Annotated in this window: 21 protein-coding genes and 1 pseudogene; 13 read left to right on the top strand and 9 right to left on the bottom strand. The window is 51.2% G+C overall.

The genetic code is table 11. The features are described 5' to 3' along the window. Nucleotides 1–87 precede the first annotated feature (87 nt). Nucleotides 88–435: a cupin domain-containing protein gene (locus O1V66_RS02675; protein WP_072045065.1), complete on the top strand. Its 348-nt coding sequence runs from the start codon at nt 88–90 to the stop codon at nt 433–435. Between the two features lie 510 nt (nt 436–945). Then, nucleotides 946–1341: a hypothetical protein gene (locus O1V66_RS02670; protein ID WP_269128066.1), complete on the top strand. Its 396-nt coding sequence runs from the start codon at nt 946–948 to the stop codon at nt 1339–1341. 533 nt (nt 1342–1874) lie between these two features. Here the strand turns inward: O1V66_RS02670 and O1V66_RS02665 are convergent. Further along, nucleotides 1875–3208, bottom strand: a pseudogene (locus O1V66_RS02665) (aminotransferase-like domain-containing protein). Between the two features lie 100 nt (nt 3209–3308). On the opposite strand from O1V66_RS02665, the gene O1V66_RS02660 reads away from it, so the two are divergent. Continuing rightward, nucleotides 3309–4199 carry a DMT family transporter gene (locus O1V66_RS02660; RefSeq protein ID WP_045047288.1) on the top strand — a complete coding sequence of 297 codons (891 nt, stop codon included), beginning with the start codon at nt 3309–3311 and terminating at the stop codon, nt 4197–4199. Between the two features lie 36 nt (nt 4200–4235). Continuing rightward, nucleotides 4236–5129 (top strand): dihydrodipicolinate synthase family protein, encoded by an 894-nt coding sequence (locus tag O1V66_RS02655; RefSeq protein ID WP_045047289.1) that lies wholly within the window; start codon nt 4236–4238, stop codon nt 5127–5129. 236 nt (nt 5130–5365) lie between these two features. Here the strand turns inward: O1V66_RS02655 and O1V66_RS02650 are convergent, their stop codons facing one another. Next, the gene (locus tag O1V66_RS02650) at nt 5366–6400 is read right to left on the bottom strand and encodes a S66 family peptidase (RefSeq protein ID WP_045047290.1); all 1035 of its coding nucleotides are present in this window, start codon (nt 6398–6400) and stop codon (nt 5366–5368) included. A gap of 369 nt (nt 6401–6769) precedes the next feature. Here O1V66_RS02650 and O1V66_RS02645 point away from each other — a divergent pair, with 369 nt between their 5' ends. Continuing rightward, on the top strand, nt 6770–7063 hold the full coding sequence (locus tag O1V66_RS02645; protein WP_045047291.1) for a hypothetical protein: 294 nt from the start codon (nt 6770–6772) through the stop codon (nt 7061–7063). Between the two features lie 127 nt (nt 7064–7190). Here the strand turns inward: O1V66_RS02645 and O1V66_RS02640 are convergent, their stop codons facing one another. From O1V66_RS02640 to O1V66_RS02625, 4 genes are all read right to left on the bottom strand, one after another. Next, entirely contained in the window at nt 7191–7391 is a 201-nt protein-coding gene (locus tag O1V66_RS02640; protein WP_045047292.1) for a hypothetical protein, read from the bottom strand. Between the two features lie 43 nt (nt 7392–7434). Continuing rightward, complete coding sequence (locus tag O1V66_RS02635; protein WP_045047293.1) at nt 7435–7917, bottom strand: MarR family winged helix-turn-helix transcriptional regulator; 483 nt, start codon at nt 7915–7917, stop codon at nt 7435–7437. 427 nt (nt 7918–8344) lie between these two features. Continuing rightward, nucleotides 8345–10546: a ferric-rhodotorulic acid/ferric-coprogen receptor FhuE gene (gene fhuE / locus O1V66_RS02630; RefSeq protein WP_045047294.1), complete on the bottom strand. Its 2202-nt coding sequence runs from the start codon at nt 10544–10546 to the stop codon at nt 8345–8347. 441 nt (nt 10547–10987) lie between these two features. Then, the gene (locus O1V66_RS02625) at nt 10988–11344 is read right to left on the bottom strand and encodes a cyclophilin-like fold protein (protein ID WP_045047295.1); all 357 of its coding nucleotides are present in this window, start codon (nt 11342–11344) and stop codon (nt 10988–10990) included. A 322-nt stretch (nt 11345–11666) separates the two neighbouring features. On the opposite strand from O1V66_RS02625, the gene O1V66_RS02620 reads away from it, so the two are divergent. Then, nucleotides 11667–12557 (top strand): LysR family transcriptional regulator, encoded by an 891-nt coding sequence (locus O1V66_RS02620; protein WP_045047296.1) that lies wholly within the window; start codon nt 11667–11669, stop codon nt 12555–12557. 23 nt (nt 12558–12580) lie between these two features. Here O1V66_RS02620 and O1V66_RS02615 read toward each other — a convergent pair whose 3' ends face one another. Next, nucleotides 12581–13507, bottom strand: a complete 927-nt coding sequence (locus O1V66_RS02615; RefSeq protein ID WP_045047594.1) for an AraC family transcriptional regulator — start codon at nt 13505–13507, stop codon at nt 12581–12583. A gap of 154 nt (nt 13508–13661) precedes the next feature. On the opposite strand from O1V66_RS02615, the gene O1V66_RS02610 reads away from it, so the two are divergent. Next, nucleotides 13662–14495, top strand: coding sequence for an oxidoreductase (locus O1V66_RS02610; protein WP_045047297.1), 834 nt, complete (start codon nt 13662–13664; stop codon nt 14493–14495). 94 nt (nt 14496–14589) lie between these two features. Here O1V66_RS02610 and O1V66_RS02605 read toward each other — a convergent pair whose 3' ends face one another. After that, a complete protein-coding gene (locus O1V66_RS02605) occupies nt 14590–15339 on the bottom strand; it encodes an SDR family NAD(P)-dependent oxidoreductase (protein ID WP_045047298.1) in 750 nt (249 codons plus the stop codon). Nucleotides 15340–15611: 272 nt separating this feature from the next. On the opposite strand from O1V66_RS02605, the gene O1V66_RS02600 reads away from it, so the two are divergent. The 6 genes from O1V66_RS02600 (at nt 15612) to proP (ending at nt 22649) form a co-directional block, all read left to right on the top strand. Beyond that, entirely contained in the window at nt 15612–16553 is a 942-nt protein-coding gene (locus O1V66_RS02600) for a nucleoside recognition domain-containing protein (protein WP_045047299.1), read from the top strand. Between the two features lie 395 nt (nt 16554–16948). Beyond that, the gene (locus O1V66_RS21830) at nt 16949–17182 is read left to right on the top strand and encodes a sugar dehydrogenase complex small subunit (RefSeq protein ID WP_414058427.1); all 234 of its coding nucleotides are present in this window, start codon (nt 16949–16951) and stop codon (nt 17180–17182) included. After that, a complete protein-coding gene (locus O1V66_RS02595) occupies nt 17136–17459 on the top strand; it encodes a sugar dehydrogenase complex small subunit (protein ID WP_269128065.1) in 324 nt (107 codons plus the stop codon). Before O1V66_RS21830 ends, O1V66_RS02595 begins: the two co-directional genes overlap by 47 nt. A gap of 55 nt (nt 17460–17514) precedes the next feature. Continuing rightward, nucleotides 17515–19119, top strand: a complete 1605-nt coding sequence (locus tag O1V66_RS02590) for a GMC family oxidoreductase (RefSeq protein WP_045047301.1) — start codon at nt 17515–17517, stop codon at nt 19117–19119. 11 nt (nt 19120–19130) lie between these two features. Continuing rightward, entirely contained in the window at nt 19131–20489 is a 1359-nt protein-coding gene (locus O1V66_RS02585; protein WP_045047302.1) for a c-type cytochrome, read from the top strand. 654 nt (nt 20490–21143) lie between these two features. Next, a complete protein-coding gene (gene proP / locus O1V66_RS02580) occupies nt 21144–22649 on the top strand; it encodes a glycine betaine/L-proline transporter ProP (protein ID WP_045047595.1) in 1506 nt (501 codons plus the stop codon). Between the two features lie 156 nt (nt 22650–22805). Here the strand turns inward: proP and mqo are convergent, their stop codons facing one another. Next, entirely contained in the window at nt 22806–24464 is a 1659-nt protein-coding gene (gene mqo / locus O1V66_RS02575) for a malate dehydrogenase (quinone) (RefSeq protein ID WP_045047303.1), read from the bottom strand. Between the last annotated feature and the right edge of the window lie 47 nt (nt 24465–24511).

Raw genomic sequence — 24511 nt, 5'->3', positions numbered from 1 at the left:
AAATAATCTGTTGCTGATCGATAGCATCTCCCGGTATAACTTTCTTAAACTCTTGAAAGACAACCATATAAGAACAGGAGAAGGGAAGTGATTTCAAAGGACAATGCAGAGCATTATGTTTGGGGCGACGATTGCGACGGTTGGTATTTGGTAAACCGTCAGGACATGCTAGTAATTCATGAAAAAATGCCTCCAGGCACTTCTGAAAAGCGGCATTTTCACTCCGTTTCCAGACAGTTTTTCTTTGTTCTTGAGGGTGTTCTTTCTATGGAATTAGAAGGTAAAACACACCACATCAAGGCTCTGCAAGGGCTGGAAATTCCTCCTGGGTCAAAGCATCAAGCCAGAAACGACACCGAGTCTTTTGTAGAATTTGTTGTAATTTCACATCCAACAACACGAGGGGATCGCTCTGATCTGCCTTCATCATGCTAAAAAATCACGAATTAAGGCGATGACCTGTCTTAGCACCGCCAGCGCACTCACTGCCAACGTCATTGAGTATTTGCCCTGTCCGTGCCTGCAACTAGATAACTTTATCCAAATAACGAGTGGGTATAAGCGAAATGCGAACTGTTCAGTCATGACGACTGAAGGCGTGCGTTCAACGCACTCATTGATTAAGTAATAGTCACTTCTACGCAGGCATTGAGTTCTTTACAGTGAGTCAAGATTTTGCTGTCAAGGACATCTATGCAACTCAGGCTCTACTCATCTGCAATTCTGCGGCAAGCGTTCTTCTCGAATCGCAGTCTGACCACTCCTCGCGCGACTTACGCATTGGCTCCTCGCTGACTGGCAATTTGGCGTGGGTCGTATTGAGTGGACGATAAATCACTCAGGGCGCGAATAATTTGTCGTCTTGTCGTCGCTGGCGAGTCCTCTGCGCACAGTCTACTGACCGCTTCACTGGCCAACTGGCTCTCATCGTTATCTGGAGGTTTTATGTCATTAAATTCCAATGATTTTACTGTTTTTGATATTAAAGAATTCCCGCTGGTCTGTTTTAACCAGTGTGCGGTGAAGCAGGGTTATGCTGGTCAGTGGGAGGTGGAAATGCAGCAACTCATCGAGAATGGGGCGCCGTTTGTGATGGTTTATGATCATATGCGTGCGGAAGAAACCCCAGCCGACTGGCGGCAACGTGGGGACTGGCTGATTCACCACCGCCAGCGAGTCAGCAAATGGTGTAAAGGAATGGTGAGTATTGAAACCGAGGCGTCGCGCTGTGAAGAATTAAGTAAAATCCGCAAAATGTTTGGCGTACCGCATCAGGTTGTCGGTTCGCGGACTCATGCGCTGGAGAAAATGCAACAATGGCTGGCAGTGGCGAAGAATTAATGGCAATACATTCTTCATGAGGGGCTTTTTAAATAAGCGCGGGGCGAGATTTCATCCGACCGCGCTTTTAGACGCCCTCCTCATTACCGGAGCGCGTCAGGCCCACGAGCGAGCGGCGCGTGAGCATATCCGGGGCAAGATAGCGCTCAAAATACGATGGGAACGCGTCGCCCAAACTGCTTACCTTTAAAATCTCATTGCGTTGTGCTGTTATGGGATTACTGGTCGCAGTCTTTATTGGTCATCGTGTGGTGTTGCAATATTTTTCGAAAATACTCCCCAACCTTGAGCGTATCTCAGGTGTCATTCTGATTGGGCTGGCAATGAGTGTTATCGCGGCGAATATCCTTAGACTGACCTGAACATCAGCGCGGCACCCTGCGATATAGCCATTTGAATAACTATTTGAATAAAAAATAGAATTAGCGACTTCGGCGCTTGGCATAATATTGTCTGCACCTTGTACTCACCTGCCATCAAGCCCAGGGTTCAATCTGAATTTTAGGCCGCCTTTGGCACAAGGCGGCCCTGATTTAGAGATCTCTCTCGTAGTCTATAGCGTCTCTAATGATAATCAGTGCCTCACCAAGCTTGTCTATTTTGACTGAACCAAGTGCAACGCGAATAGCATGGGGAACATGCTGTGAAGTGCAGAAAGGTTCTGCTGTTGAAACGGAAATACATTGCTGCATTAACCGATGAACAAGTCGGTCAGCCCGCACTTCCTGAGGCAGCAGTATCCAGATGAAATATGAGTTTGAATGACTCACCCACTCGCAGTTCGTCAATATTCTACGGGCCAGCGCCTGACGTTGGCGAGCATCTCGTCTTTTCAACGACTCAAATCGTTTTATAGTGCCATCTTTGATCCAGCCGCAGACAATCGAAACCATGAGTGAAGGCGTATTCCAGGTCGTAGCCCTGATGGCCCGCTCCAGCGCATGACGCATGTCAGGCGGGCAAACCAGTGCACCGACACGCAAGCCCGCAGCAATACTTTTGGCGAAACCGGTCACATAGACCGTTCTTTCGGGCGCGTAGGTTGCAAGTGGCGGGGGTGGGCGGCGTACCAGAAAAGCATAGGCCGCATCTTCAATGATAAGCAGATCAAATAATCTGGCAATAACGGCGAGTTCCCTGCGCTGGGCATCATTCAGAACCCAGCCCAAAGGATTATGTAGCGTAGGCATGGTGTAAATCGCGCGGATGCGTCTGCGTTCACATAACTGCCTGAGTGCATTCAGGTCCGGGCCATTCGCTCCAACAGGTATCGGCAGTAGTTCAAGGTGATACAGGCTGGCCAGGGCTTTAAACCCGGGATATATCAGCGCGTCTACCGCCACCACATCGCCGGGTTTGAGTAATCCCATAACTGTAACGGCAAGGCCATGCTGTGCGCCATTCACGATAAGCACATCATCGGCAGAGGTTTTGAGACTGGCAGCATTCAGCCATGACGAGATTGTTTCCCTGTCGTTTAGCCTTCCGGCATGAGGCTGATAATGCAGCAGAGAAATCAGATCACCCGATGTGGTCAGTTGTCGTATTGCCTCTCGTAGCCAGTCGGTCTGCTGCGGCAGCGAGGGGTAGTTGAAATTCAGGTCCAGGACATCTGACGCAACAACGTGCTGATCTAGCCCCAGCCCTGCCGGCAAAGAGATTTCCCTGACGAATGTCCCTCTTCCGGTTTCTCCGCTCACAAGTCCCATTGCCTCAAGCTCCGCGTAAACGCGGGTAGCAGTGGCAAGAGACACTTTTTCTCGACTGACAGCGCTCTGTGCGTGGGCAGTCTGGTGCCTGGCAGGAGAATACCCTTTCGGATTGCAGAGGCTAATTCGTCTACGATGGCTTTGTAACGTGCTTTCATCCATTGTATCCATGACAATTATTTGATTGTCATGGATGATGCGACTTAGCATGAGGCAAGTCAATTTCAGGACGCGTAGTCCAAACTTCAGGGGTCTGCCGTGGTAACACATCAAATAGGTAAAACGCATTCCGGCGTTGGTTCAGGCTGGTTGAACGGGTTGATAGGAGTGGTCATTTTCAGTGGTTCTCTGCCAGCGACCCGTATAGCCGTGCAGGAAATGAATCCCTTTTTTCTGACTTTCATACGCGCTTCCCTTGCTGGATTGTTGGCAATTGGGCTGATTTTCTTTTTCAGGCAGAAACGTCCGCAGCGTAATCAGCTCTTTTCTCTGATTATCGTAGCCTTGGGCGTCGTGGTGGGTTTCCCTCTTCTTACAGCAATGGCGCTAAGGCATGTTACTTCGGCACATTCCATTGTATTTCTTGGCCTTCTGCCTATGGTAACCGCCGTTTTTGGCGTCATCAGGGGAGGTGAAAGACCACGACTGGCTTTCTGGATATTTTCTGTAATCGGCAGCCTGCTCGTCATGACATTCGCTTTATTTCAGGATGCGTCTCTATCTACAACCGGCGACCTGTTAATGCTGGCCTCCATTATTGTGTGCGGTTTGGGTTATGCCGAAGGCGCAAAGCTCTCGCGAGAACTGGGAGGATGGCAGGTTATCTGCTGGGCGCTCATCATTTCACTTCCACTGATGCTGATCGCCACCTTCGAGACAATGCCAGACAGCATGGATGTAATAAGTCTGAAGGGATGGATAGCGCTGGGCTATGTATCTCTGTTCAGCATGCTGATTGGCTTTATTTTCTGGTATAGAGGGCTGGCGGCTGGCGGCATAGCCGCTGTAGGGCAGCTACAATTATTGCAGCCATTTTTCGGCCTTGGACTTTCGGCAACATTGCTTTCTGAAACGGTCAGCCCATCAATGATTGGGGTTACACTCGGCGTCATAGCCTGCGTAATCGGCTCGCGCAGATTTGCCCGGTAGACGCTGACAATTTTTAAAATCCAACAGGAAATACTTATGTTTACAGGTCTCAGCGCGTTTCCGCTTACCCCGTTTTCGGCCGGATCCCCTGATGAGAAAGGGTTTCTGAAAATATTAAGAAGGTTGACCGAGGCGAAGGTCGATTCCCTCGGCGTGCTCGGATCGACAGGCAGCTATGCTTATATGACCCGTGAACAACGCGGGCGGATTGCCAGAGTGGCCGTGGAAAATGCCGCCAACATTCCGGTCATGGTCTGCGTAGGTGCCGTCAGCACGGATGAGGTGTTGCGACTGGCCGATGATGCCCAGCAGGCAGGTGCCAGCGCCCTGCTGCTCCCGCCGGTTTCCTATCAGGCTCTGAATGATGACGAAGTCTACGGGCTGTTTGAAACAGTTGCCCGTCGCGCCTCTGTGCCGCTTTGCGTCTATGACAATCCGGGCACCACCCATTTTACCTTCTCAGATGCGCTGCACGGAAAAATTGCCTCTCTGCCCGGCGTACATTCCATCAAGATCCCAGGAGTTTCTGCCGATGCCGAGGCCGCAGCGGTCAGAGTTCGTAACCTGCGCGACAGACTGCCTGCACACGTCACCCTCGGCATCAGCGGTGACAGCTCGGCCGCCTCGGGTCTGATTGCAGGCTGTGAGGTCTGGTATTCTGTCTGTGGCGGCTTATTTCCCGCTGTAGCCAAAAAGATGACAGAAGCGGCTGCGGCTGGCGACCATGCAGCGGTTCGGCAACAAAGCGAACGTCTTATGCCGCTCTGGGCGCTTTTTGGTCAGCACGGTGGCAGCTTCAGAGTCATTTCAGCCGCTGCCGGTCTTCTTGGCCTTACAGATTACGACTGTCTGCCTCGCCCGTTATTACCGCTGCGTGCAGACCAACTCGCAGATGTGAAGCGCGTGATATCCTCCCTTGAGCTGGCATAAGCCCCGGTAATGCTCTCTGCCGGCAACGTCCGCTTGGGATGTTGCCGCTTTAAGGAAATATATTGCCTCCTAAAATCGACAGGCGAACGTCTAAAAAATGGTAGCGTGCCGAGGTAAATCGCCGCTAAAAAATGCCCCGTTCCCAGCACAAGACTGCCCGCAGCAAAGATGTCGGACAGTTTTGTGCCATACCTGACGTTATGACAAAGCCGATTTATTTATCTTTTGGCACCTGGCTAAATATATTGCGTCACTGTGCTGCCACTTTCCGTGAACTGTACGGTGGCGCGTGCTCCGTTTATCAAGGATAGCTGCGGCGGCACATGACCAATATCCACATCATAAAGTACCGGAACATTAATATCGGAAAGGGAAGCTATAAGGGCATCGAGATAGTTATGCTGAGTCGGATCACTGGTATCCACGACCGCACTTCTTCCAATGAGAATACCTCTCACGTTATTGAACCACCCCTGAAGCCGTAAACTTAATAATGCACGCGTCAATTCGCAGGGATACATTTCAACATTTTCGAAATAAAGAATAACGCCGTCTTCACTAGACTTTGCCTTGAACGATGAGACGTTGCCATACGGCGTTCCTGCCAGCCTCGCTATTATTTCAAGGCAACCCCCTATCAGACGTCCACTAAAAGTGATTGATGATAAGGCGCCATCCAGCCGCTTCCACTGTGTTCTTTGCGTCAGGTTAAAACCTTCGTGAGACGTTATGCCATTCACATCTTCATGATGAAATGCCACTGACGAATGCTGTTGATTAATGCTTCCTCGTTCAGACTCCAGTATTTGCCAGAGCGCCTGGGTATTGGGGTCCAACGCTTGGGTACTCAGTTGCATCAGGTTAGGGCCATGCAGGGTTGCCCAGCCTGAAATCGTAGTAAGAGGAAACTGAATCGTACTCAAGTCTGAAAAGCCCACAAACCACTTTGGTGGTATACGAGCCAAATAATCAAAATCGATTAACTCGAGCAGTTCCATGGCAAGGTCCCCGCCCCAGGGCGGCATAACAGCTTTTATCTCGGGGTCAGTAAGGAAAGACATTAATTCATCCGCTCGAGACGTTTTATCTGCGCTCTTATTTTTGAACTGGGCACGCAGACATGTGCCTTCAATAACCCGAAAGCCCCTCTTTTTAACATTATCGATGGCGCGGTCAAGTTGAGGGTGTAGATGCGGGGAGACGCCCGAAGACGGAGCCATTACGGCAATTACATCTCCCGGATTCAATTTTGGGGGAAACCTGACGCTCATGTTAAAAATCCTTATAGAACAGAGGTGACAGGCAATAATCCACAAATTATCTCTGGATGTAAAATAGTTTGGAAGGCACCTATTGGATTGCAAAAGATGAGGTCGACGCGGCATAAGGTGCGTACATGCGAGACGCTACCGGGGCGTCATCAAAAGCGTGCCTGTTGGTGCATTCCCTCTTTGTGAAACAATTTAAACAGCCACTTAGGCCGCAATTTTCGCAATATGAAGTACGCTTAATAGACCTCAGGTGTATGACATTTGAGTGAAATAGAAAAATGCTGACGCTTTTTAACGGTTACATGCTGCATGCGGGCGTGCTTTTTGGTATAAGCATTAAAGCAAGTAGACGAATCAATAGATGGTGATATGAATAGAAATAATGATGAAAAAATGAGTGATGTGGTGATGGGTGAGGCCATTCTCGCACTGTTGGATGACAACGAGACAATATCTCTATACAACCTGGTCGTGAAGCTTCGGACGATGGTTGACAGTGAAGAAGAAAAAGACAGAAAGCAGGCCTGTGAAAACGCGATTTCCGTAATAATGGAAAGTCTGGCCGAGACGCAGCGTTCTTCAAGTGCCGAAAAAGGCTCCCAGATGCAGGGCTGGATCCCTTATGGTAATGAAACGCCTCGAGGCGACTCTAACCTCCACTGATATTTCCATTTATATCAACGATTTATTTTGTGATATGTCTTTCGATAATCCTGATGACGCGCAGTCATAGGATCTAGGCTTCGTCCTGAATGCAGACATGTTCCGCAATGGTCGTTACCGTAAAGGCTCATTTCATTTTTGAAGCAATAAGTTCCAGTGCTTCGACATATTCATCCTTTGACGAGCCATAGGCCTGTTCGGCATTTTGCTCAAGAAGAAGGGTGATATCGCTAATGCTTAGAGCCTTTCTGTCCATAATCAGCGACGATGCCGCAGAACCAATTGTTGCCAGAATGTCGTTGTAATTGCTCGCATTTTTAATGTTCATAATGCACCTCCCTATGATTGAAACGGGTGTGAATCTCTAAAATTTACGGGATTGCGTTGATAAGTTTTTCCCGCAGTTCTTTCACACGAATGGTGAGATCGGTCAATTCGTCGCACGGTGTACCCATAACCGAGACCATGTCGCCCGGCACGCCAGCAGCGCGAACTTTAAGCGCATGACCCTCTTGCGTTAATGAAATCAGTACCCGCCTTTCATCTCTTCCGACATCTCGGTTTCTGCTAATAATTCCGGCCTGCTCCAGCCTTTTCAACAGTTGGCTGAGTGTGCCCGAGTCAAGCTGCACACGCTCCCCAACTTCTGAAACAGTGACATTATCTTTTTCCCACAGCGCCAGGAGCACCAGATACTGCGGATACGTCAGCCCAAGCGGCTTTAATCGCGACTGGTAAAGCTTGGTCATGGCAAGTGACGCAGAATACAGCGCGAAGCAGAGAAACTGCTCGATGATAACGGGCGCTTCATTGACGGGTGTGGCATCAGGCACATTTTCATTTTCTTTTTTCATATTGTCACTTCATCCTGGCTCACATCACGCCCCCTTGCAGGCATAACAATATTGCCCTTAATTAGATTGATGTCAATGTAATTTGGCGACAACGCCGCCCAAGAGACGCCTCTTCCGCCGATTGAGGGTTTATTGACCAAAAAACAACGCATTAACGATTAAAAAAGCGCCAGCAATGCTGCGTGGGCACTGCTTTTCGCCTCCTCAAGTGGCGGATAAACAGGCAATCTTTAGCGAGATAATTTGAGGTTGCCACAGGTTATAAAACACCGCCGAAGTCGATGAACGGTCGCCACGTCTGGTTTTTGCATCCGAAAGACATTCCTGACTGGCGATAACCCTCGCGCAACATCAGACAACGGCAAAATAAGAAAAGAAAATGCCCCGATAACGGGGCATTTTTGCATGAAAGGATAAAGATTGCAGACTAGAAGCGGTAGTTCGCCGAAATCGACAGATTACGCGGCTCGCCGTAGACCAGGTTTCTACCCACGTCGATATTGTAGGATTTATCGAACAGGTTATTCACGTTCGCCTGAATAGAAAGCTGTTTGGTCACGTGATAGCGCGCAAACAGGTCAACCAGCGCATAGCTACCTTGTTCTGCATAAAGTGTGCCTGCCCCATCCGGACCGGCCACGTTATCCCAGGTATGGGTCTGCCAGTTCACGCCGCCGCCCACGGTCAGGTCCTGAAGCATCGGCAGGCGATAGCTGCCGAACATTTTCAGGGAAGTGCGCGGCTGAGTAGGATTCAGCGTGGCACCCGTGCCGTCGGTGGCCACATAGCGGGTCGCGCCGAAGGTCATTTGCAGGTTGTCCGTCACGGCACCGTTAACCTCGAACTCGATACCCTTGCTGACCGTGCCATTCTGTTCATAGTAGGCATAGTCATTGCTGCCGCTAACCAGTGCATAATCGGTTGCACCCAGATGATCCTGTTCAATGCGGAACACGGCCAATGACGCGGTGAAGCGACTGTTCATCCAGTCGCCCTTGATCCCGGTTTCATAGCTTTTACCGGTTACAGGCGTCAGGTAGGCACCGTTGATATCACGATAGGTCTGCGGTTTGAAGATGGACGTATAGCTGGCATACGCCGAATAAGTATCGTTGATGTCATACACCAGACCCGCATACGGCGTGATGTTGTTCTTTTCCATCGTCTGCGTCAGGGTGTCGGCATTATATTTGGTATAGCGCGCGCCAAGGATCAGGTGCAAAGGATCGGCAAGCGTGAGTCGCGTGGCGATATATGCCGATTTCTGATGAATGGTGTTGTCCTGCGACAGGTCCTGATCGTCCCAGTCGGGTTCAGGGTAGTTACCCCAGTTATTGAAATCTCCCACGTCTGCGGACGTGAAGTTGGTGGACGCGCTGTAGTAGCGGTCGTTCTGACGAATGTAGGTGACGCCCGCCATCAACTCATGCTGCTTGCCGAACAACTCGTAAGGGCCGCTGACATAGGCATCAACCGCGTTTTCCTTGCGCTTGGCCGTGTTGTAACCGCTGCCGCCCAGCAGATCGTAACCCGCGTAAGGGCCAATACCGATACCGGTGGTCTTGTCGAAGTAACCGTCGATGTACAGCATCTTGCTGTCCATTTTGGCTTCCGTGTGCGTGCCGCTTAGGTTGAATTCCAAACCGTTGTCGAAATTATGCTTCAGGCTGGCAAAGACTTTTTTCGAATCGCTGTCGTTATATGACCAGTCTGGTTCCAAATTGGTGCTGCGATCGTAATGGGTTTTGCTGCCATCGCGATAGAAGGTTGGCAGGCCGCCCCACGTCGCACCGGAAATATGCGTTTCTTCATAGTCGTAGCCGACCGACAGGGTCGTCGAGTCGGTCAGGTCGGCATCCACGACGCCATAGAGGAATTTTTTCTGCGTATGATAGTGATCCAGCCAGCTGTCGCCGTCCTGATAACCGGCGACAACGCGGCCCCGCACGTTGCCGGATTCGGTAAGCGGCGCAGACAAATCGGCCACATAGCGTTGAGTGTCCCAACTGCCGTAACTGGCGGAGAGATTACCCACGAATTCTTTACTGTCGGCGTGTTTGCGCAGCATATTGATTGACGCCGCCGGGCTGCCCGCGCCGGTCATCAGGCCGGTTGCTCCGCGTACCACTTCTACGCGATCGTAGATGGCAGTATCTGACAGGGTATCGCCGATGTTCCACTGTGAATCGATAAGCGTTGGAACGCCATCAATCTGATAGTTGTCAATCATAAAACCGCGTGAATAGAAGTTGCTGCGGTTTGCCCCTGAATTGAACTCGGAAATCCCTGTCGTATTGACCAGCACATCGTTCAACGTTTCGAGCTTTTGATCCTGCATGCGCTGCTTGGTAATCACACTGACCGACTGCGGCGTATCACGCGCGGTCAGCGCCATTTTGGTCGCGGCGCGAGTCACGGGCACATTGTAATCGGTATCTTGTGTGCTGTCGGCACTGTCGGGGGACGCGGTAACCACCAGCGTGTCGTCTTTTTTGGCGGTGTCGGCAGCGGAAGAATAAGGAACATGAAGTGCAGTGGCGACAACCACCGCCAATAATGAAAGCGCCGGAATACGCGCGTTGGCACTGGCGAGACGATTGATCCGGTGTTGGCTAGTAGCGGAAAACATTATTACCCTCAAAATATTATTGTTTTGATGTTTCTCTGCCGGCTCCAGCGTTTTATTTGATTGGAAACACTTTCTGGCAGCGCATAGACAGACTTTCTCGGCACCTATATAGCTGTTTTCACTACTCTATATCAGGTATTCCCCGCTGGATTGGCAAATAAAGATCAATGAGGCGCAGGCCCTGAAAGTCTTTCGGCTCAATAAAGCGAATGAGAAGTATAATCATTTTGATTGCCAAAGCAAAAGAATGTTGGGAACTTTTGAAGGTTTTTTATGTCACTTGCTAACCCATTAAATAGTGGAGATTTATAGGGGTAGGAGTCGATGAATATTTAACTTAAGACGGGTGAAATCGCTGGCGTTAGTCATTAGGCTGCTCGCCATTAACGAGGGAATGTCATAAATAAGTGAGTCGAGCACGATGCGTGAAAACGGCATTCATTAGTCTACTGAAAACGTAAGCGCCAAATTACCCGCCTGCATCCAGGCATCGCGTTCATATTCAACAAGGGTGCCAAGAGTAATACAGGCAATGTGAGCTCTATCATCAAGGTCTTCACTCAAGAATTTCAACTGATCGTCTTTGATTAACAGCGTGGCCTTTCTGCGAGATAAATAAGCCAGGGCAGCAGAATGATCATTTGAAGAAGCATCAGGCAGACTGAAATATTCTGCCACGCCCCACCGGATCATATTTAGCGTAAACGGCATTAACGAGATCAGTTCCTCGTTAATTTTCTCGTCATTAATTTTGACCTGTATCGTGGCTGCGCCCTGATTTAATGTAATGAGTTGCATGATGTAATCCTTTAGCCATGAGATACAGTGAGGGTTGCGCTTGCGAAAAGTGATTCTTGTGTCTTGCGGTTTAACGAGTTACCCCTATCGATAATCAGCTCGACATGAATAATAACAATCCGTGATAGTGTTGATTAGTCGGTGAAGTGAGAACAAGCTTATGAATGCAGTTCATTAATAGAAACCGTATTATCCCCCCTTATATTTACCTTGCTTGACCTTGCAACCCTAACAAATAGGTTATGCTGGCTTTATTCATGAAACTCGTACAAAGACTTGAGCCACGCGTAACAAGCCGCGTCATTCTCTGGAGAAGAGCAACGTGTTAAAGGAAAATCTTAATGACTTGATGTCATTTTTAATGGTGGCGCGCGAGCGCAGTTTTACCCGGGCCGCGGGCAAACTCGGCGTTTCACAGTCAGCCCTTAGCCACGCCATGATTGCACTCGAACATCGACTTAATCTGCGTCTATTGACTCGAACCACCCGAAGCGTCGCGCCTACCGAGGCCGGTGAGAAATTAATTGCCAGTCTTGAGCCGCGTTTTGCCGACCTTGAGCACGAACTCGAAATCATTACGCGTCTTAACGGCATTGCGGCAGGCAATATTCGCCTTTCTTCCGGAGAACATGCCGCAAAAACGCTGTTATGGCCGAAGCTCAAGACATTCCTGCGCGAATACCCGGAAATCAACGTGGATTTAAAGGTAGATAATGCGCTGACCGATATTGTCGGCGACCGCTTTGATGCCGGTGTGCGGCTCGGCGAAAGATTGCAGCAAGATATGATAGCCGTGCGGATCGGCCCTGATTTTCGCATGATTGTCGTAGGCTCACCCGATTACTTTAAAGATAATCCGTTCCCTCTTCGCCCTCAGGATTTACAGCAGCATCGATGCATTAATTTAAGCTTGCCGACGCTCGGCAGCGTTTATAACTGGGAGTTTGAAAAAGACGGTGTCGAACTCAAGGTTAAAGTCATGGGGCAACTGACGTTTAATCATCTCGAGGAGCGAATCGATGCTGCGGTATGTGGATTTGGCCTGACCTGCGTCCCGGAAGATATTGTGCAGCCGCAATTGAAATCCGGGGCATTGATTCAGGTGCTGGATGACTGGTGCTCCCCTTTTACCGGCTACCATCTTTATTATCCAAGCCGTAAACAGCATACCCGCGCCTTCTCGTTATTGATTGAAGCCCTGCGCCACGGCTAGATAAACAATTATTGAGTAAAAAATTAATGAGACGAGACAAATTCCGAAGCGGCATGCGCGGGCGGCACGGCAAAATTATCACGCATACGCCTTGTCTCTTCGGCAGGCGGCAAACCGAAAAGGCGCTTAAATTCCCGATTAAACTGTGAAGGACTTTCATAACCTACGGACTGACTGGCGACAGCGGCCGTCATCCCCTGCCTTACCATTAATAGCCTCGCCTGATGCAAACGTGTCGATTTCACATATTGCATCGGCGAAGTACGGGTTATTGCCTTGAAATGACTGTGAAAAGTCGGCACGCTCATTCCCGCTTTTCCGGCGAGTTCAGTTAAATCCAGCGGTGAAGCATAGGCCGCGTGAATATGCCGAAGCGCCTTTCCAATTTTGCCAAATTGCCCGTGCATCGCCAGCGCAGCACGCATGGCATGCCCCTGCGCACCCGTCAAAATGCGAAAATACAGTTCACGCAGCAATGTAGGACCCAGTATCGCCGCCTCGAGCGGTTGGCTCATCACCTCGAGAAAATGCAGCACGGTAGCTTTAAGCGCATCGTCAAGCGGGCTGGACATCATGCTTTCGGGCGCGACCGGCGGCTGGACGGGCGCGTCCTGCAATGCCTGAAATTTTTCAATCTGAATCAGCAGTTCAGCGGCCATCGGAAAATCGAGATGCAGATAAATGGCCAGCAAGGGACATTCGGGCGAGGCCTCGGTTTCCATGACAAAAGGCACCGGCACTGACACCGCGAGATAGTGCTGTCGATCGTAAACATAGGTTTTATCGCCAAAATAACCGCGCTTGGAACCCTGACAGACGATAACCATCCCCGGATCGTAAAGCACAGGTGTGCGCGCCAACGGCCGATTGGATCGCAGAAAACGCACGCTCGCAAGCGAAGTCAGGTTGTAGCCTTCCTGCGGTGCCAGTTTCATAAGCAGGTCAACCATCTTCCGGCTTTCTACATCTTGCGGCGGCAGGAGGGTCATTTCAGTAGGCATGATTTCCACTCATAGAATTAGGCAACAATCAGAGAATAACAGGCCTAAAAAGGGATGACTAAAGACACTAATATGCCTACTCACATTATGCAATGGAGTTCTTATGTCAGCGAGCAAACTTATCTTTATTACCGGCGTCAGCAGCGGTTTTGGGCGAGCATTGGCTCGAGAAGCGCTGGAGAGCGGTCATCGCGTGGTCGGCACGGTTCGCAATGCACAGGCAAAAGCAGACTTCGAAGCGCTGGACCCCACGCGAGCCTTCGCCCGGCAACTCGATGTGACGGATTTTGCCGCCATTGACCCTGCCGTGGCCGAAATCGAAACGCGGGTCGGTCCAATCGATGTCTTGGTCAATAATGCAGGATACGGCCATGAAGGGGTCATGGAAGAGTCGTCGATTGACGAGATGAAACGCCAGTTTGACGTCAATGTCTTTGGCGCCGTGGCCATGACTAAAGCCGTGCTGCCTTATATGCGCAAGCGCCGCCGTGGACACATCATCAATATCACCTCAATGGGCGGATTTATTACCATGCCTGGCATCGCCTATTATTGCGGCAGTAAATTTGCCCTCGAAGGGATCTCCGAAGTATTAAGCAAAGAGCTTAAACCTTTTGATATTGCGGTAACGGCGGTAGCCCCCGGTTCATTTCGCACGGATTGGGCAGGACGTTCGATGGTGAGAACGCCGCGAACGATTGCGGATTACGACACCTTGTTTAATCCTATCCGTGAGGCGCGCGAGGAGAAAAATGGCAAACAGCTTGGCGATCCTGTCAAAGCGGCACGCGCCATGCTGGCGATTATGGACAGCAAGTCACCGCCGACCCATTTATTATTGGGAAGCGATGCGCTGGGACTGGTTCGGGATAAATTAACGGCTTATGCAGCCGAAATAACGGCATGGGAAGATCTGACACGTTCGACGGATGGTTGAGTTATCCTGCTTGCTATAAAGTGGCGAGCGATCGCCGCTTATTATGATGAGAGGCTAAACGCCAGCCCCAACATCCTATACAGCCTTGGGAATATTAATAGCCTACACCTCGTACGCCGCCTGCAACACGCAGCGACTCGCCGGTGACCCAATGCGAGTCGTCAGAAGCCAGGAATACCACTACCGGCGCAATATCTTCGGGTTCGCCAAAACGGCCAAGCGGTGTGCCTGCGAGGATTTTCTCACCCAGTTCGCCCACGAAATTGCCGTCGGTGGCCGGAGTATTAGTATGACCCGGAAGAATCGAATTGACCCTGATTCCACGCGGGCCGAGTTCTCTTGCCAACGCAAAGGTAAGCGTATCGACAGCGCCTTTGGTCGCAGCATAAATGCTGGAAGCCAAATAGGGGTCGGTGCTGAGAATAGAGCTGACATTAATGACGCTGGCAGAGGGGCCAAAGAGTGATAATGCCTCGCGCGTGGCCAGCAGATAACCCAGTACATTAATGTTGAATTGCGTATGGAACGCCTCTTCGGTGAGGTCTTCAAGCATCTGGAATACCGCCACGCCCGCATTATTGACCAGAATGTCCAATGTACCGTAATCGCGCTTTATCGTAGTAAAGAGGCGAATTACGTCCCCTTCCCGACTCATATCGGCCTGAATGGCCGTCGCTTTACCGCCCTCGGCCGTTATTTGCGCCACGACTTTTTCCGCATCTTCATGGCTTGCGGCATAATTGACTATCACCGTTGCGCCTGCCGCGCCGAACGCTTTTGCAATACCCGCGCCGATACCTTTTGAAGCGCCGGTGACCAGCGCAATCTTGCCTGATAATTTCATAACACCCTCTTTCGTCTTTAAATAGTGAGTAAAAGAAGCGATGTCATAGCGAATAATCGCTGACCCTCACTTTCTTGCTGTCTCAAGTATCCGTATTACGACGAAGGCGCGCGTGCCCTATTCTCTTTGATTATTGCCTAATCTTGTCAATCGACATATTCTGCTTTGGGCTTAACTGCATGAATGTCTGCGCTTTCCGGAATGAAGCGCGATAACGCCTCACTGATAACTCAATAATTCACGCTGTACCTGCGAAGGTTTGGAATATTGCCTTGAACATTATCGAAATCATTATGACCTCCGGCCGGTCCGCCGTTGATATTGCGCTGTACACGTTGATTCCCGTCATGGTTGTAATGATGGTTATCATGAAATATCTGGAATCCGTGGGTATTCTGGCAAAAATAATCAATATTACCGCCCCGCTGCTCAAACCTTTCGGATTAACCGGCTTAAGTCTATTTGCCTTAATCCAGCTTAACTTCGTCAGTTTTGCCGCGCCGGTTGCCACATTGGCAATGATGGAAAAGAAAGGGGTTTCTGACCGTCATCTGGCGGCAACGCTCGCCATGCTGTTTGCGATGGGACAGGCAAACGTGCTTTATCCCCTTGCGCCGCTGGGCCTGCACTGGCTGGGCACTGTCTTGATTTCGATTGCGGGCGGCTTAATCGCAGGCGCAGCAACCTGGTATGTTTTTGGCCGCAAACTGCCTACCAAGGAAGTCATTTCAGAAGAAGATGCCGAAGTGCATTCGCCGCAAAACAACGGCATTTTATATATCATCAACTCCGCGGGCGCGGAATCCATTCGTCTTGCGCTGGGCGCGGTGCCCATGTTGATTCTGTCTTTGACCGTCGTCGGCATATTGAAATCACTGGGGGCTATTACCTTGCTCGAGCAGGGATTATCACCGCTGATGCACGTGCTCAATATTCCTACCGTGCTGATTATGCCCGCGCTGGTCAAATGTCTGGCGGGCGGCACCGCCTACCTCGGCGTAGCAACGGAATTACTCAAAAATGGCGCGCTGAATGTGCACACGTTAAATGCCTCGGCCGGTTGGCTGATTCAGACCTTTGACTTGCCGGGCCTCGGAATTATGTTAGGTGCAGGGTTTAGAGTGGCCAGAGTGGCGCGCTTTGCCATGTTAGGCGCTTTGGTCGGCATTATTGCGCGGGGCATTGTACAGGCCGTTATCTTTGCCGGAACATGAAAAGGACGTCGAGAAAAGATGGCGTTAAAGAATTGTTGAGTTATTGAAAACTTGTGTTACATATTTTTCAGATAATAAACCACTGACGTGTTGTCACAAGCACTCCTTCTCCTGCCATATGGGAGAAGGGATTTCTTCTTATTTAAACAAATAAAAACATACCCTTAACAAAACCCCTTTCCAAGGGTAAACGGTTACACTCAACCTCTGATCATTTTCTCGCCCATTTTCCGCACTTTTTGTGAAATTGCCTACGTATCGCCCGACATCGCGATGCGCGTATACTTCCTTTCGTTCCCACAAGCATTGTGCGGGATAATCTTACAAACATAACTTTAAAGATGATTATTTTGCTCTGTGCCAAATTTTAAGCACAAGGCGACTAGGAAACAATAATGAGCGATATATACAAAGGTGTATCCCGCCGACGCGTATTGCAGGGCATGGGGTTACTCGCTGCCTCTTCGATTTTTCCGTTAACGTTTACACCCGCCTTTGCAGAGGCAGAGGCACCCCCCAACAGTGACTTCAACGATGTTTCCAAATTGCTAACAGATCGTGAAAACCTGCCCGCAGAGTTTAGTGCAGCGCTGGTTCGCAGCCTTCTCGAAAATCGATCCGGACTTTAGCGCCAAACTGGCGCGTCTGCGCGCCTACATTGACAGCAATGCTATCAACGCGGGCGATCTCAATGCCCGACTCGCAGCCGATCATGGCGTTGCCGATCTGGTCGCCTTGCCCGGCCTGATACTGACCGGCTGGTATCTGGGCGTGGCAGGCAGTGGCGACAAGGCAGTCTGTGTTGCCTACGTCGATGCCTTGGCTTATCAGGATGTCGCCGACGTACTGCGACCGCCGAGCTATGCCTATGGCGCCTACGGCAGCTGGGCGGAAAAACCCGTCTGATTCCGCCGACTTTCCCCGTGTAATCCGTTTCTTCTTTCGAGAAAAGTGACTCATCATGTCTGATTCTATTTCTACCGATATCGTCGTTATTGGTTCCGGCGTTGTTGGCGCATTAACGGCGCGCAAGCTGGCATTGGCCGGGCGTCAGGTGCTGATGCTTGAGGCTGGCCCGCGCATAAAACGTGACGACATTGTCACCAATTTTCGTCATTCCGCACGTAAAGACGACTTTATTGCGCCTTATCCCAACTCGGATATCGCGCCATTTCCAGACTACAAACCTCAGGATAACGGCTATCTGGATCAAACCGGCCCCCACGATTACAAGCCGGAATATATTCGGGTGGTCGGTGGAACAAGCTGGCACTGGGCGGCGCAGGCGTGGCGTCTGGTTCCGAATGATTTCCGTTTAAAATCGCAATATGGCGTGGGTCGCGACTGGCCACTTAGCTATGCCGATCTTGAACCCTACTATTATGAAGCCGAACTATTGTGGGGCGTATCCGGCCCGGCAGAAATGGCAAAATATTCGCCGCGCCAGCAGCCTTTCCCGATGCCTGGCGTGCAGAAATCCTATCTCGAACAGCGTATTACCGAACGGCTTGCGCCAAAATACGAGGTGCTGACCAATACCACAGGCCGTAACTCCGTGCCTTACGATGGCCGTCCTCAATGCTGCGGCAACAATAACTGCATGCCTATCTGCCCCATCGATGCCCAGTATCATGGCGGGATTGCAGCAGACGCCGCTGAAAAGGCGGGCGTAAAACTTGTCTCGCAGGCGGTGGTTTACAAGCTCGAACACGACAGCAAAGGCAAGATTACTGCCCTGCACTATTACGACTGGGATAAAGTCTCGCATCGGGTTGAAGCACAGGTCTTTGTGATGGCGGCCAATGCCATCGAAACGCCGAAGATTCTGTTTATGTCCGCCGATGACAAAAACCCCCACGGATTGTGCAATAACTACGACCAACTGGGCCGCAACCTGATGGACCACCCTTCCAACTCGGCCACTTTCTATGTGGATGAACCGCTCTGGCCGGGACGCGGCCCGATGAGTCCGTCCTCCATTCAGCAACTTCGCGACGGCGCGTTCCGTGCGGAATCCGCCGCTTTCCGCGTCGATTTTTCTAATTCTTCACAGGTTGCCGGTGTGACCGCTGCCGCAATTAAAGAAGGCCTGACCGGTACGGCGCTGGATGACGCCATTCGTTTTCGCGCCGCGCGCCAGTTGAGCGTCAAGAACGTGATGGAACAACTGCCGGACAGAAACAACCGCACTTTGCTCAGTACGCGTAAAAAGGATGCGCTCGGCCTTCCGGTTCCGGCGTTTTCCTACTCCTATGACGACTATGTCGAAAAAGGCATGCAACACTCTTTGGCGGTCTATGCCGACATCGCGGCGATGATGGGCGCGAAACAGGTGCGCTACTCCACGCCGGGCGTTTACAGCAACAATCAGCATATTACCGGCACGTTGGCGATGGGATTTGACGAGAAGACTTCAGTGACCGACCACGTCGGCAAAGCCTGGGATTTCGACAATCTATATATGGTCTCGACCGGTGTCATGCCGACGGTAGCGACCGCCAACTCCACCCTGACTGCCTGTGCGCTGGGCTTGCGCACGGCCGATGCCATTCTCGGCAAACTTTAAGGAGAGTAACGATGAAGAAATTGCTTTCTTTAAGTCTTGTCAGCGCCTTTGCCGGACTGATGTTCAGCCAGACCGCAATGGCACAGAATAATGGCGGGCAGGACCTTGTCGCCCGAGGAGAGTATCTGGCTGTGGCGGGCGATTGCGGAGCCTGTCATACCGCGCCCGGCGGCAAGGCTTTTGCGGGCGGATTGCCACTGGCGACGCCACTCGGGAAAATCTATTCGACCAATATTACGCCGTCGAAAGTCGCGGGTATTGGCGATTATACCCTCGACGATTTCGAACACGCGGTGCGAAAAGGCGTGCGCAAAGACGGCGCCCATCTTTATCCGGCCATGCCTTATACGGCCTATTCGTCGATTACCGATGAAGATATGCAGGCGCTTTATGCCTACTTTATGCAAGGCGTGAAGCCCGTGGATGACAAGGCGGCCGAAACGGCCCTGCCTTTCCCCTTCAACATTCGCCTGTCGATGGCCGGTTGGAACCTGCTGTTTGCCCACGGCAAGCCCTATGTGGCAGACAGCGGTAAATCGGCCGAATGGAATCGCGGTGCGTATCTGGTTCAGGGCCTGACACACTGCTCGACCTGTCACACGCCGCGTAATGCGCTGATGGCAGAACAGGCAGATAACGCGTTGGGCGGGGCATCCCTTGGCACCTGGTTTGCACCGAACATTACCCCGGATCCTCATGCGGGCATCGGCAGCTGGTCGCAACAGGATCTCGAACAGTATCTGGCAACCGGGCGTTCAGCCAATGGCTCGCAGGCAGGCGGCCCGATGCTCGAAGCCATCGACAAGAGCTTCAGTAAACTGTCTCCGGCGGATATTCAGGCCATCGCCACCTATCTTCGCGCCCTGCCGGCGCAGAGTATCAATGCCGCGCCGGGCAAACTGCCAACCTCTACGCCAAGGTTGTCGGATGTCGCCATCATGACCGGTTCCGCACCTGAAGGCGCGAAGTTATACGAAGCGCACTGTTCGACCTGCCACCAGCTATCAGGGCAAGGCGGCAACGGCATTCCGGCGCTGTTTGGCAATGCTGCGCTTAAACGCCCGGTCGCCGATAATGCCGTCATGGCCGTCCTTGAGGGAGTCACGCCGGACAAGGGACAGGCAATGCCCGCGTTCAGCGATAAACTCGACGATAGGCAAATGGCGACGCTGGTTAATTATCTATTCAAGACCTACGGCGATGCAGGGGTACAAACCACACCGGAACGGGTTAAGGCATTACGTGAAGGCGGCGAAGCTTCTCCTCTTATTGCCCTGGCCAAAGAGGGAATGCTGGCGGGGATTATTATCCTTGTGCTGCTGGTAATCGGCGGAGGCGTAATTATTCAGCGTAAAAAATCGCGTAAATAAGGTTTCACCTTCCACTTAAAGGCTGCCTGCGGGCAGCTTTTTTATTTTTTACCGGATAATGATTTTTAGGCATTCTGCTTAAAACATAAAATGACGCCTTTATTACTGCGGCAAGGAATAACCCTATTTATAAGGGTCTTCTAATCATCAAGTTGAGTAAAAATATTGGCCCTGACAATATAAACAAACTCGACAGGCGATAACGCCTGACCCGTTGCGGGAAAATTTTGCGCGGCGGGGTTTGGACCTATTGGGGAAAATATTGCGAAGTCAGCCTTCTGTCTCTCTTTTACAGCGTTGTGAGGTCATAACCTTCTCTGGCGTTATTACCCTTTTCATTGCCTGAAAAATCAACAGCTCCCAACAAGTGGCTAATTAAAACGCACCTGCCTACTATTTAACCTGCTCGCTAAGCGCTCCTAAAATATTGCCCCATTCTTTAAGCAACCGATTAATGAGCGACCTAAGTAAAATTTGCCCGCTTCCTGTTCTCCTCGAAAAATGGGTTGAAAAAACTTTATTTTTTGGTCACAAGGCTAAACTTTTGCCTTATTACCAAAGCAACTTATAATAATTTTGTAAACAGATGATTTATTGAGAATATGCATTCTCAAGCAATGATTGCGGAGTTATTTTAGACAAGGGAAGTATATGATTAAATTAAGAAAAAAACGCGTCAAACCGATGCACATCAATGATATTACTATCATTGATGATACCAAGCTCAAAAAGGCGATCACCGCCGCTGCGCTCGGTAATGCGATGGAATGGTTTGACTTCGGTGTGTACGGGTTTGTGGCATTTGCGCTGGGGCAAGTGTTCTTCCCGGGCGCAGATCCGGGTATTCAGATGATTGCCGCACTGGCAACCTTCTCTGTTCCTTTCCTTGTACGACCACTGGGTGGGTTGTTCTTCGGCGCACTGGGCGATAAATTCGGTCGCCAGAAAGTGCTTTCCATCACCATTATCATCATGTCGGTCAGTACATTCTGTATCGGCCTTATTCCGTCGTATGCCTCCATTGGTATCTGGGCACCTATTCTGCTGCTGCTCGCCAAACTGGCGCAAGGCTTCTCGGTCGGCGGCGAATATACGGGTGCGGCTATCTTTGTGGCGGAATACTCGCCGGACAGAAAACGCGGCTTCCTCGGCAGCTGGCTGGACTTCGGCTCCATCGCCGGTTTCATTCTCGGTGCGGGCGTGGTTATCCTTATCTCCAGCATCATTGGTGAAACCAATTTCCTCGAGTGGGGCTGGCGTATTCCGTTCTTTATTGCCGCACCGCTGGGCCTGATCGGGATTTACCTGCGTCATGCCCTGGAAGAGACGCCAACCTTCCAGCAGCACGTCGACAAAATCGACAGCGATTCGCGTAAGGACATTGCCGAGCCACCGAAAGTCTCGTTCCGCGAGATCCTGACCAAACAATGGAAAGCGCTGATTATCTCTGTCGGTATGGTTATCGCCACCAACGTGACCTACTACATGTTGCTGACCTACATGCCAAGCTACCTGTCGCACAGCCTGCACTACTCGGAAGACCACGGTCTGCTGATTATCATCGCCATCATGGTCGGTATGCTGTTTGTTCAGCCGGTGATGGGGATGCTGAGTGACCGCTTCGGCCGCAAGCCATTTGTACTTGTCGGCAGCGTGGGCCTGTTTATTCTGGCGATCCCTTGCTTCATCCTGATTCAAAGTAACGTTATCGGGCTGATTTTCCTGGGCTTGCTGATTCTTGCCGTGCTGCTTAACTGCTTTATCGGTGTGATGGCGTCAACCTTGCCCGCGATGTTCCCGACCAACATCCGCTACAGCGCGCTGGCGATTGCCTTCAACGTGTCGGTGCTGATTGCGGGTCTGACTCCAACCATCGCCGCCTGGCTGGTGGAATCCACCAATAACCTCTTTATGCCGGCCTATTATCTGATGGTTGTCGCCATTATTGGTTTCGTCACGGCTATCTTCATGAAAGAGACGGCCAACAAACCGTTGAAAGGCGCGACCCCTGCGGCTTCCGACCGTGCCGAAGCGAAAGAGATCCTGCAGGAGCATTACGATAGCGTCGAACAGAAAATCGAAGATATCGATCTGCAAATTGCCGAACTTCAGAAAAAGCGCAGTAACCTGATTGACCAGCATCCAGAAATCAATGGTTAATGCCTGAGTTAACAAGGTAAGGCATCCACAGGCCGGTCACTGATTGACCGGCCTTTTTTATGTCTGTACAGCATGATTGAGGCAAAAAAAACGCCCGATGCGTGGCATCAGGCGTTTGATTTTGCTGTTGGCTAACCGTGACAGGGTAAGCCTATCTTACAGCGCCATGTCGTGTGCAGGCGAAGCGGCAGCTTTCGCAGGGGCTGGCGTGGTTTCCGCCGTGGCTGCGGTGGTCTGCGGCATGTTGATGACCGGTGGTTTGGTCAGCTGCAACGTGGCTGCGGTGTCATCCCAAACGCGCTGCGTCAGTGCGGCATCGTCGTTCAGCTTCTGCCCGAAGCTTGGGACTATCTGGCGGATTTTGCTCTGCCATTCCGGCGACTTGAACTCGGTCGGGAACAGTTTTTCAATCACGCTGATGGCAATCGGCGCGGCAGTAGAAGCACCCGGCGAGGCACCCAACAGCGCGGCAACGGTTTTCTGCTGGTCAGTGATGATTTCAGTACCCAGCTTCAGCACGCCGCCCTTGTCTTCATCTTTCTTGATAATCTGTACGCGTTGACCGGCCTGAATCAGCTTCCAGTCTTCTTTCTTCGCATCAGGGTAGTATTCCTTCAGCGCGGCGAAACGATCGTCATCACTCAACATTACCTGACCAATCAGATATTTAACCAGGTCGAAGTTGTCCAGACCTACGTGGGTCATCGGCATGAAGTTGTGGGTCGTCGTCGTGCCCAGCAGGTCAAACAGCGAACCGTTTTTCAGGAACTTGGTAGAGAAAGTCGCGAATGGCCCGAACAGCACCACACGTTTGCCGTCGAGATAACGCGCATCGAGGTGCGGAACAGACATCGGTGGCGCACCTACGGAAGCCTGACCATAGACTTTTTCCTGATGACGCGCGGCGATGGCCGGGTTTTCGGTCACGAGGAACGAGCCGCCTACCGGGAAGCCAGCGTAATTGTCGCCTTCAGGAATTCCGGTTTTTTGCAGCAGTTTCAATGCGCCGCCGCCAGCACCGATGAAGACGTATTTCGCATCCACAGTACGCTCGTCACCGCTTTTGACATCTTTGATAGTCACATGCCATGAGTTGTCGCCATTGCGTTTGAAATCGGTGACTTCAGACGAGGTTTCCAGCTTGAAGTTGTCATTTTTCTTCAGGCTGCCGATCAACTGACGGGTAATTTCGCCATAGTTGACGTCGGTGCCGACCGGCGTCCAGGTGGCAGCCACTTTCTGCTGCGGATCACGCCCTTCCATAATGAGCGGTGCCCATTGCTGAATTTGCTGGTGATCGGTCGAGAACTTCATGCCCTGGAACAGCACGGTTTTCTGCAACGCTTCGTAGCGCTTGTTCAGGTACTCGACATTTTTGTCGCCCCAGACAAAGCTCATGTGCGGTGTAGAGTTGATGAAGGAATGCGGATCGTGCAGCACACCGCTCTTGACGTTCGAGGTCCAGAACTGGCGGGAGATCATAAAGGCTTCGTTGATTTCCAGCGCCTTGCTGACATCGATGGAGCCGTCTTTACGCTCAGGCGTATAGTTCAACTCCATATTGGCCGAGTGACCGGTACCGGCGTTGTTCCAGCCGTTGGAGGACTCGAGCGCAACGCCATCGAGTTTCTCGACCATGATCTGTTTCCAGTCAGGTTGCAGCATTTCAAGCCAGGTTCCGAGGGAGGCACTCATGATGCCGCCGCCAATCAGCAGGACGTCGGTTTTCTCTGGTGAAGTTTCAGCGTGGACCGCTGATGAAACGAGCAACGCTGCGAGGGAGAGCGAAGAAAGTAGTTTTGTGGATTTGTTCATTCCAGGTCTACACTTTGTTATTGTGGGTCGGAAAAAAGTGCGGGGAA

It is taken from the genome of Rouxiella chamberiensis (genome assembly GCF_026967475.1).
Lineage (GTDB): Bacteria > Pseudomonadota > Gammaproteobacteria > Enterobacterales > Enterobacteriaceae > Rouxiella > Rouxiella chamberiensis.
The sequence above is the reverse complement of the archived record's forward strand: the minus strand, read 5'-3'. Positions and strand labels throughout refer to the sequence as shown.

Bases quoted from the DNA above. Each gene is read 5' to 3' on its own strand.
- O1V66_RS02670 (WP_269128066.1), top strand. From the start codon at position 946: ATGTCATTAAATTCCAATGATTTTACTGTTTTTGATATTAAAGAATTC.
- O1V66_RS02635 (WP_045047293.1), bottom strand. From the start codon at position 7,917: ATGAAAAAAGAAAATGAAAATGTGCCTGATGCCACACCCGTCAATGAA.
- O1V66_RS02625 (WP_045047295.1), bottom strand. From the start codon at position 11,344: ATGCAACTCATTACATTAAATCAGGGCGCAGCCACGATACAGGTCAAA.
- mqo (WP_045047303.1), bottom strand. From the start codon at position 24,464: ATGAACAAATCCACAAAACTACTTTCTTCGCTCTCCCTCGCAGCGTTG.
- O1V66_RS02585 (WP_045047302.1), top strand. From the start codon at position 19,131: ATGAAGAAATTGCTTTCTTTAAGTCTTGTCAGCGCCTTTGCCGGACTG.
- O1V66_RS02605 (WP_045047298.1), bottom strand. From the start codon at position 15,339: ATGAAATTATCAGGCAAGATTGCGCTGGTCACCGGCGCTTCAAAAGGT.
- O1V66_RS02590 (WP_045047301.1), top strand. From the start codon at position 17,515: ATGTCTGATTCTATTTCTACCGATATCGTCGTTATTGGTTCCGGCGTT.
- O1V66_RS02615 (WP_045047594.1), bottom strand. From the start codon at position 13,507: ATGGTTGACCTGCTTATGAAACTGGCACCGCAGGAAGGCTACAACCTG.
- O1V66_RS02655 (WP_045047289.1), top strand. From the start codon at position 4,236: ATGTTTACAGGTCTCAGCGCGTTTCCGCTTACCCCGTTTTCGGCCGGA.
- O1V66_RS21830 (WP_414058427.1), top strand. From the start codon at position 16,949: ATGAGCGATATATACAAAGGTGTATCCCGCCGACGCGTATTGCAGGGC.
- O1V66_RS02650 (WP_045047290.1), bottom strand. From the start codon at position 6,400: ATGAGCGTCAGGTTTCCCCCAAAATTGAATCCGGGAGATGTAATTGCC.
- fhuE (WP_045047294.1), bottom strand. From the start codon at position 10,546: ATGTTTTCCGCTACTAGCCAACACCGGATCAATCGTCTCGCCAGTGCC.
- O1V66_RS02640 (WP_045047292.1), bottom strand. From the start codon at position 7,391: ATGAACATTAAAAATGCGAGCAATTACAACGACATTCTGGCAACAATT.
- O1V66_RS02645 (WP_045047291.1), top strand. From the start codon at position 6,770: ATGAATAGAAATAATGATGAAAAAATGAGTGATGTGGTGATGGGTGAG.
- O1V66_RS02610 (WP_045047297.1), top strand. From the start codon at position 13,662: ATGTCAGCGAGCAAACTTATCTTTATTACCGGCGTCAGCAGCGGTTTT.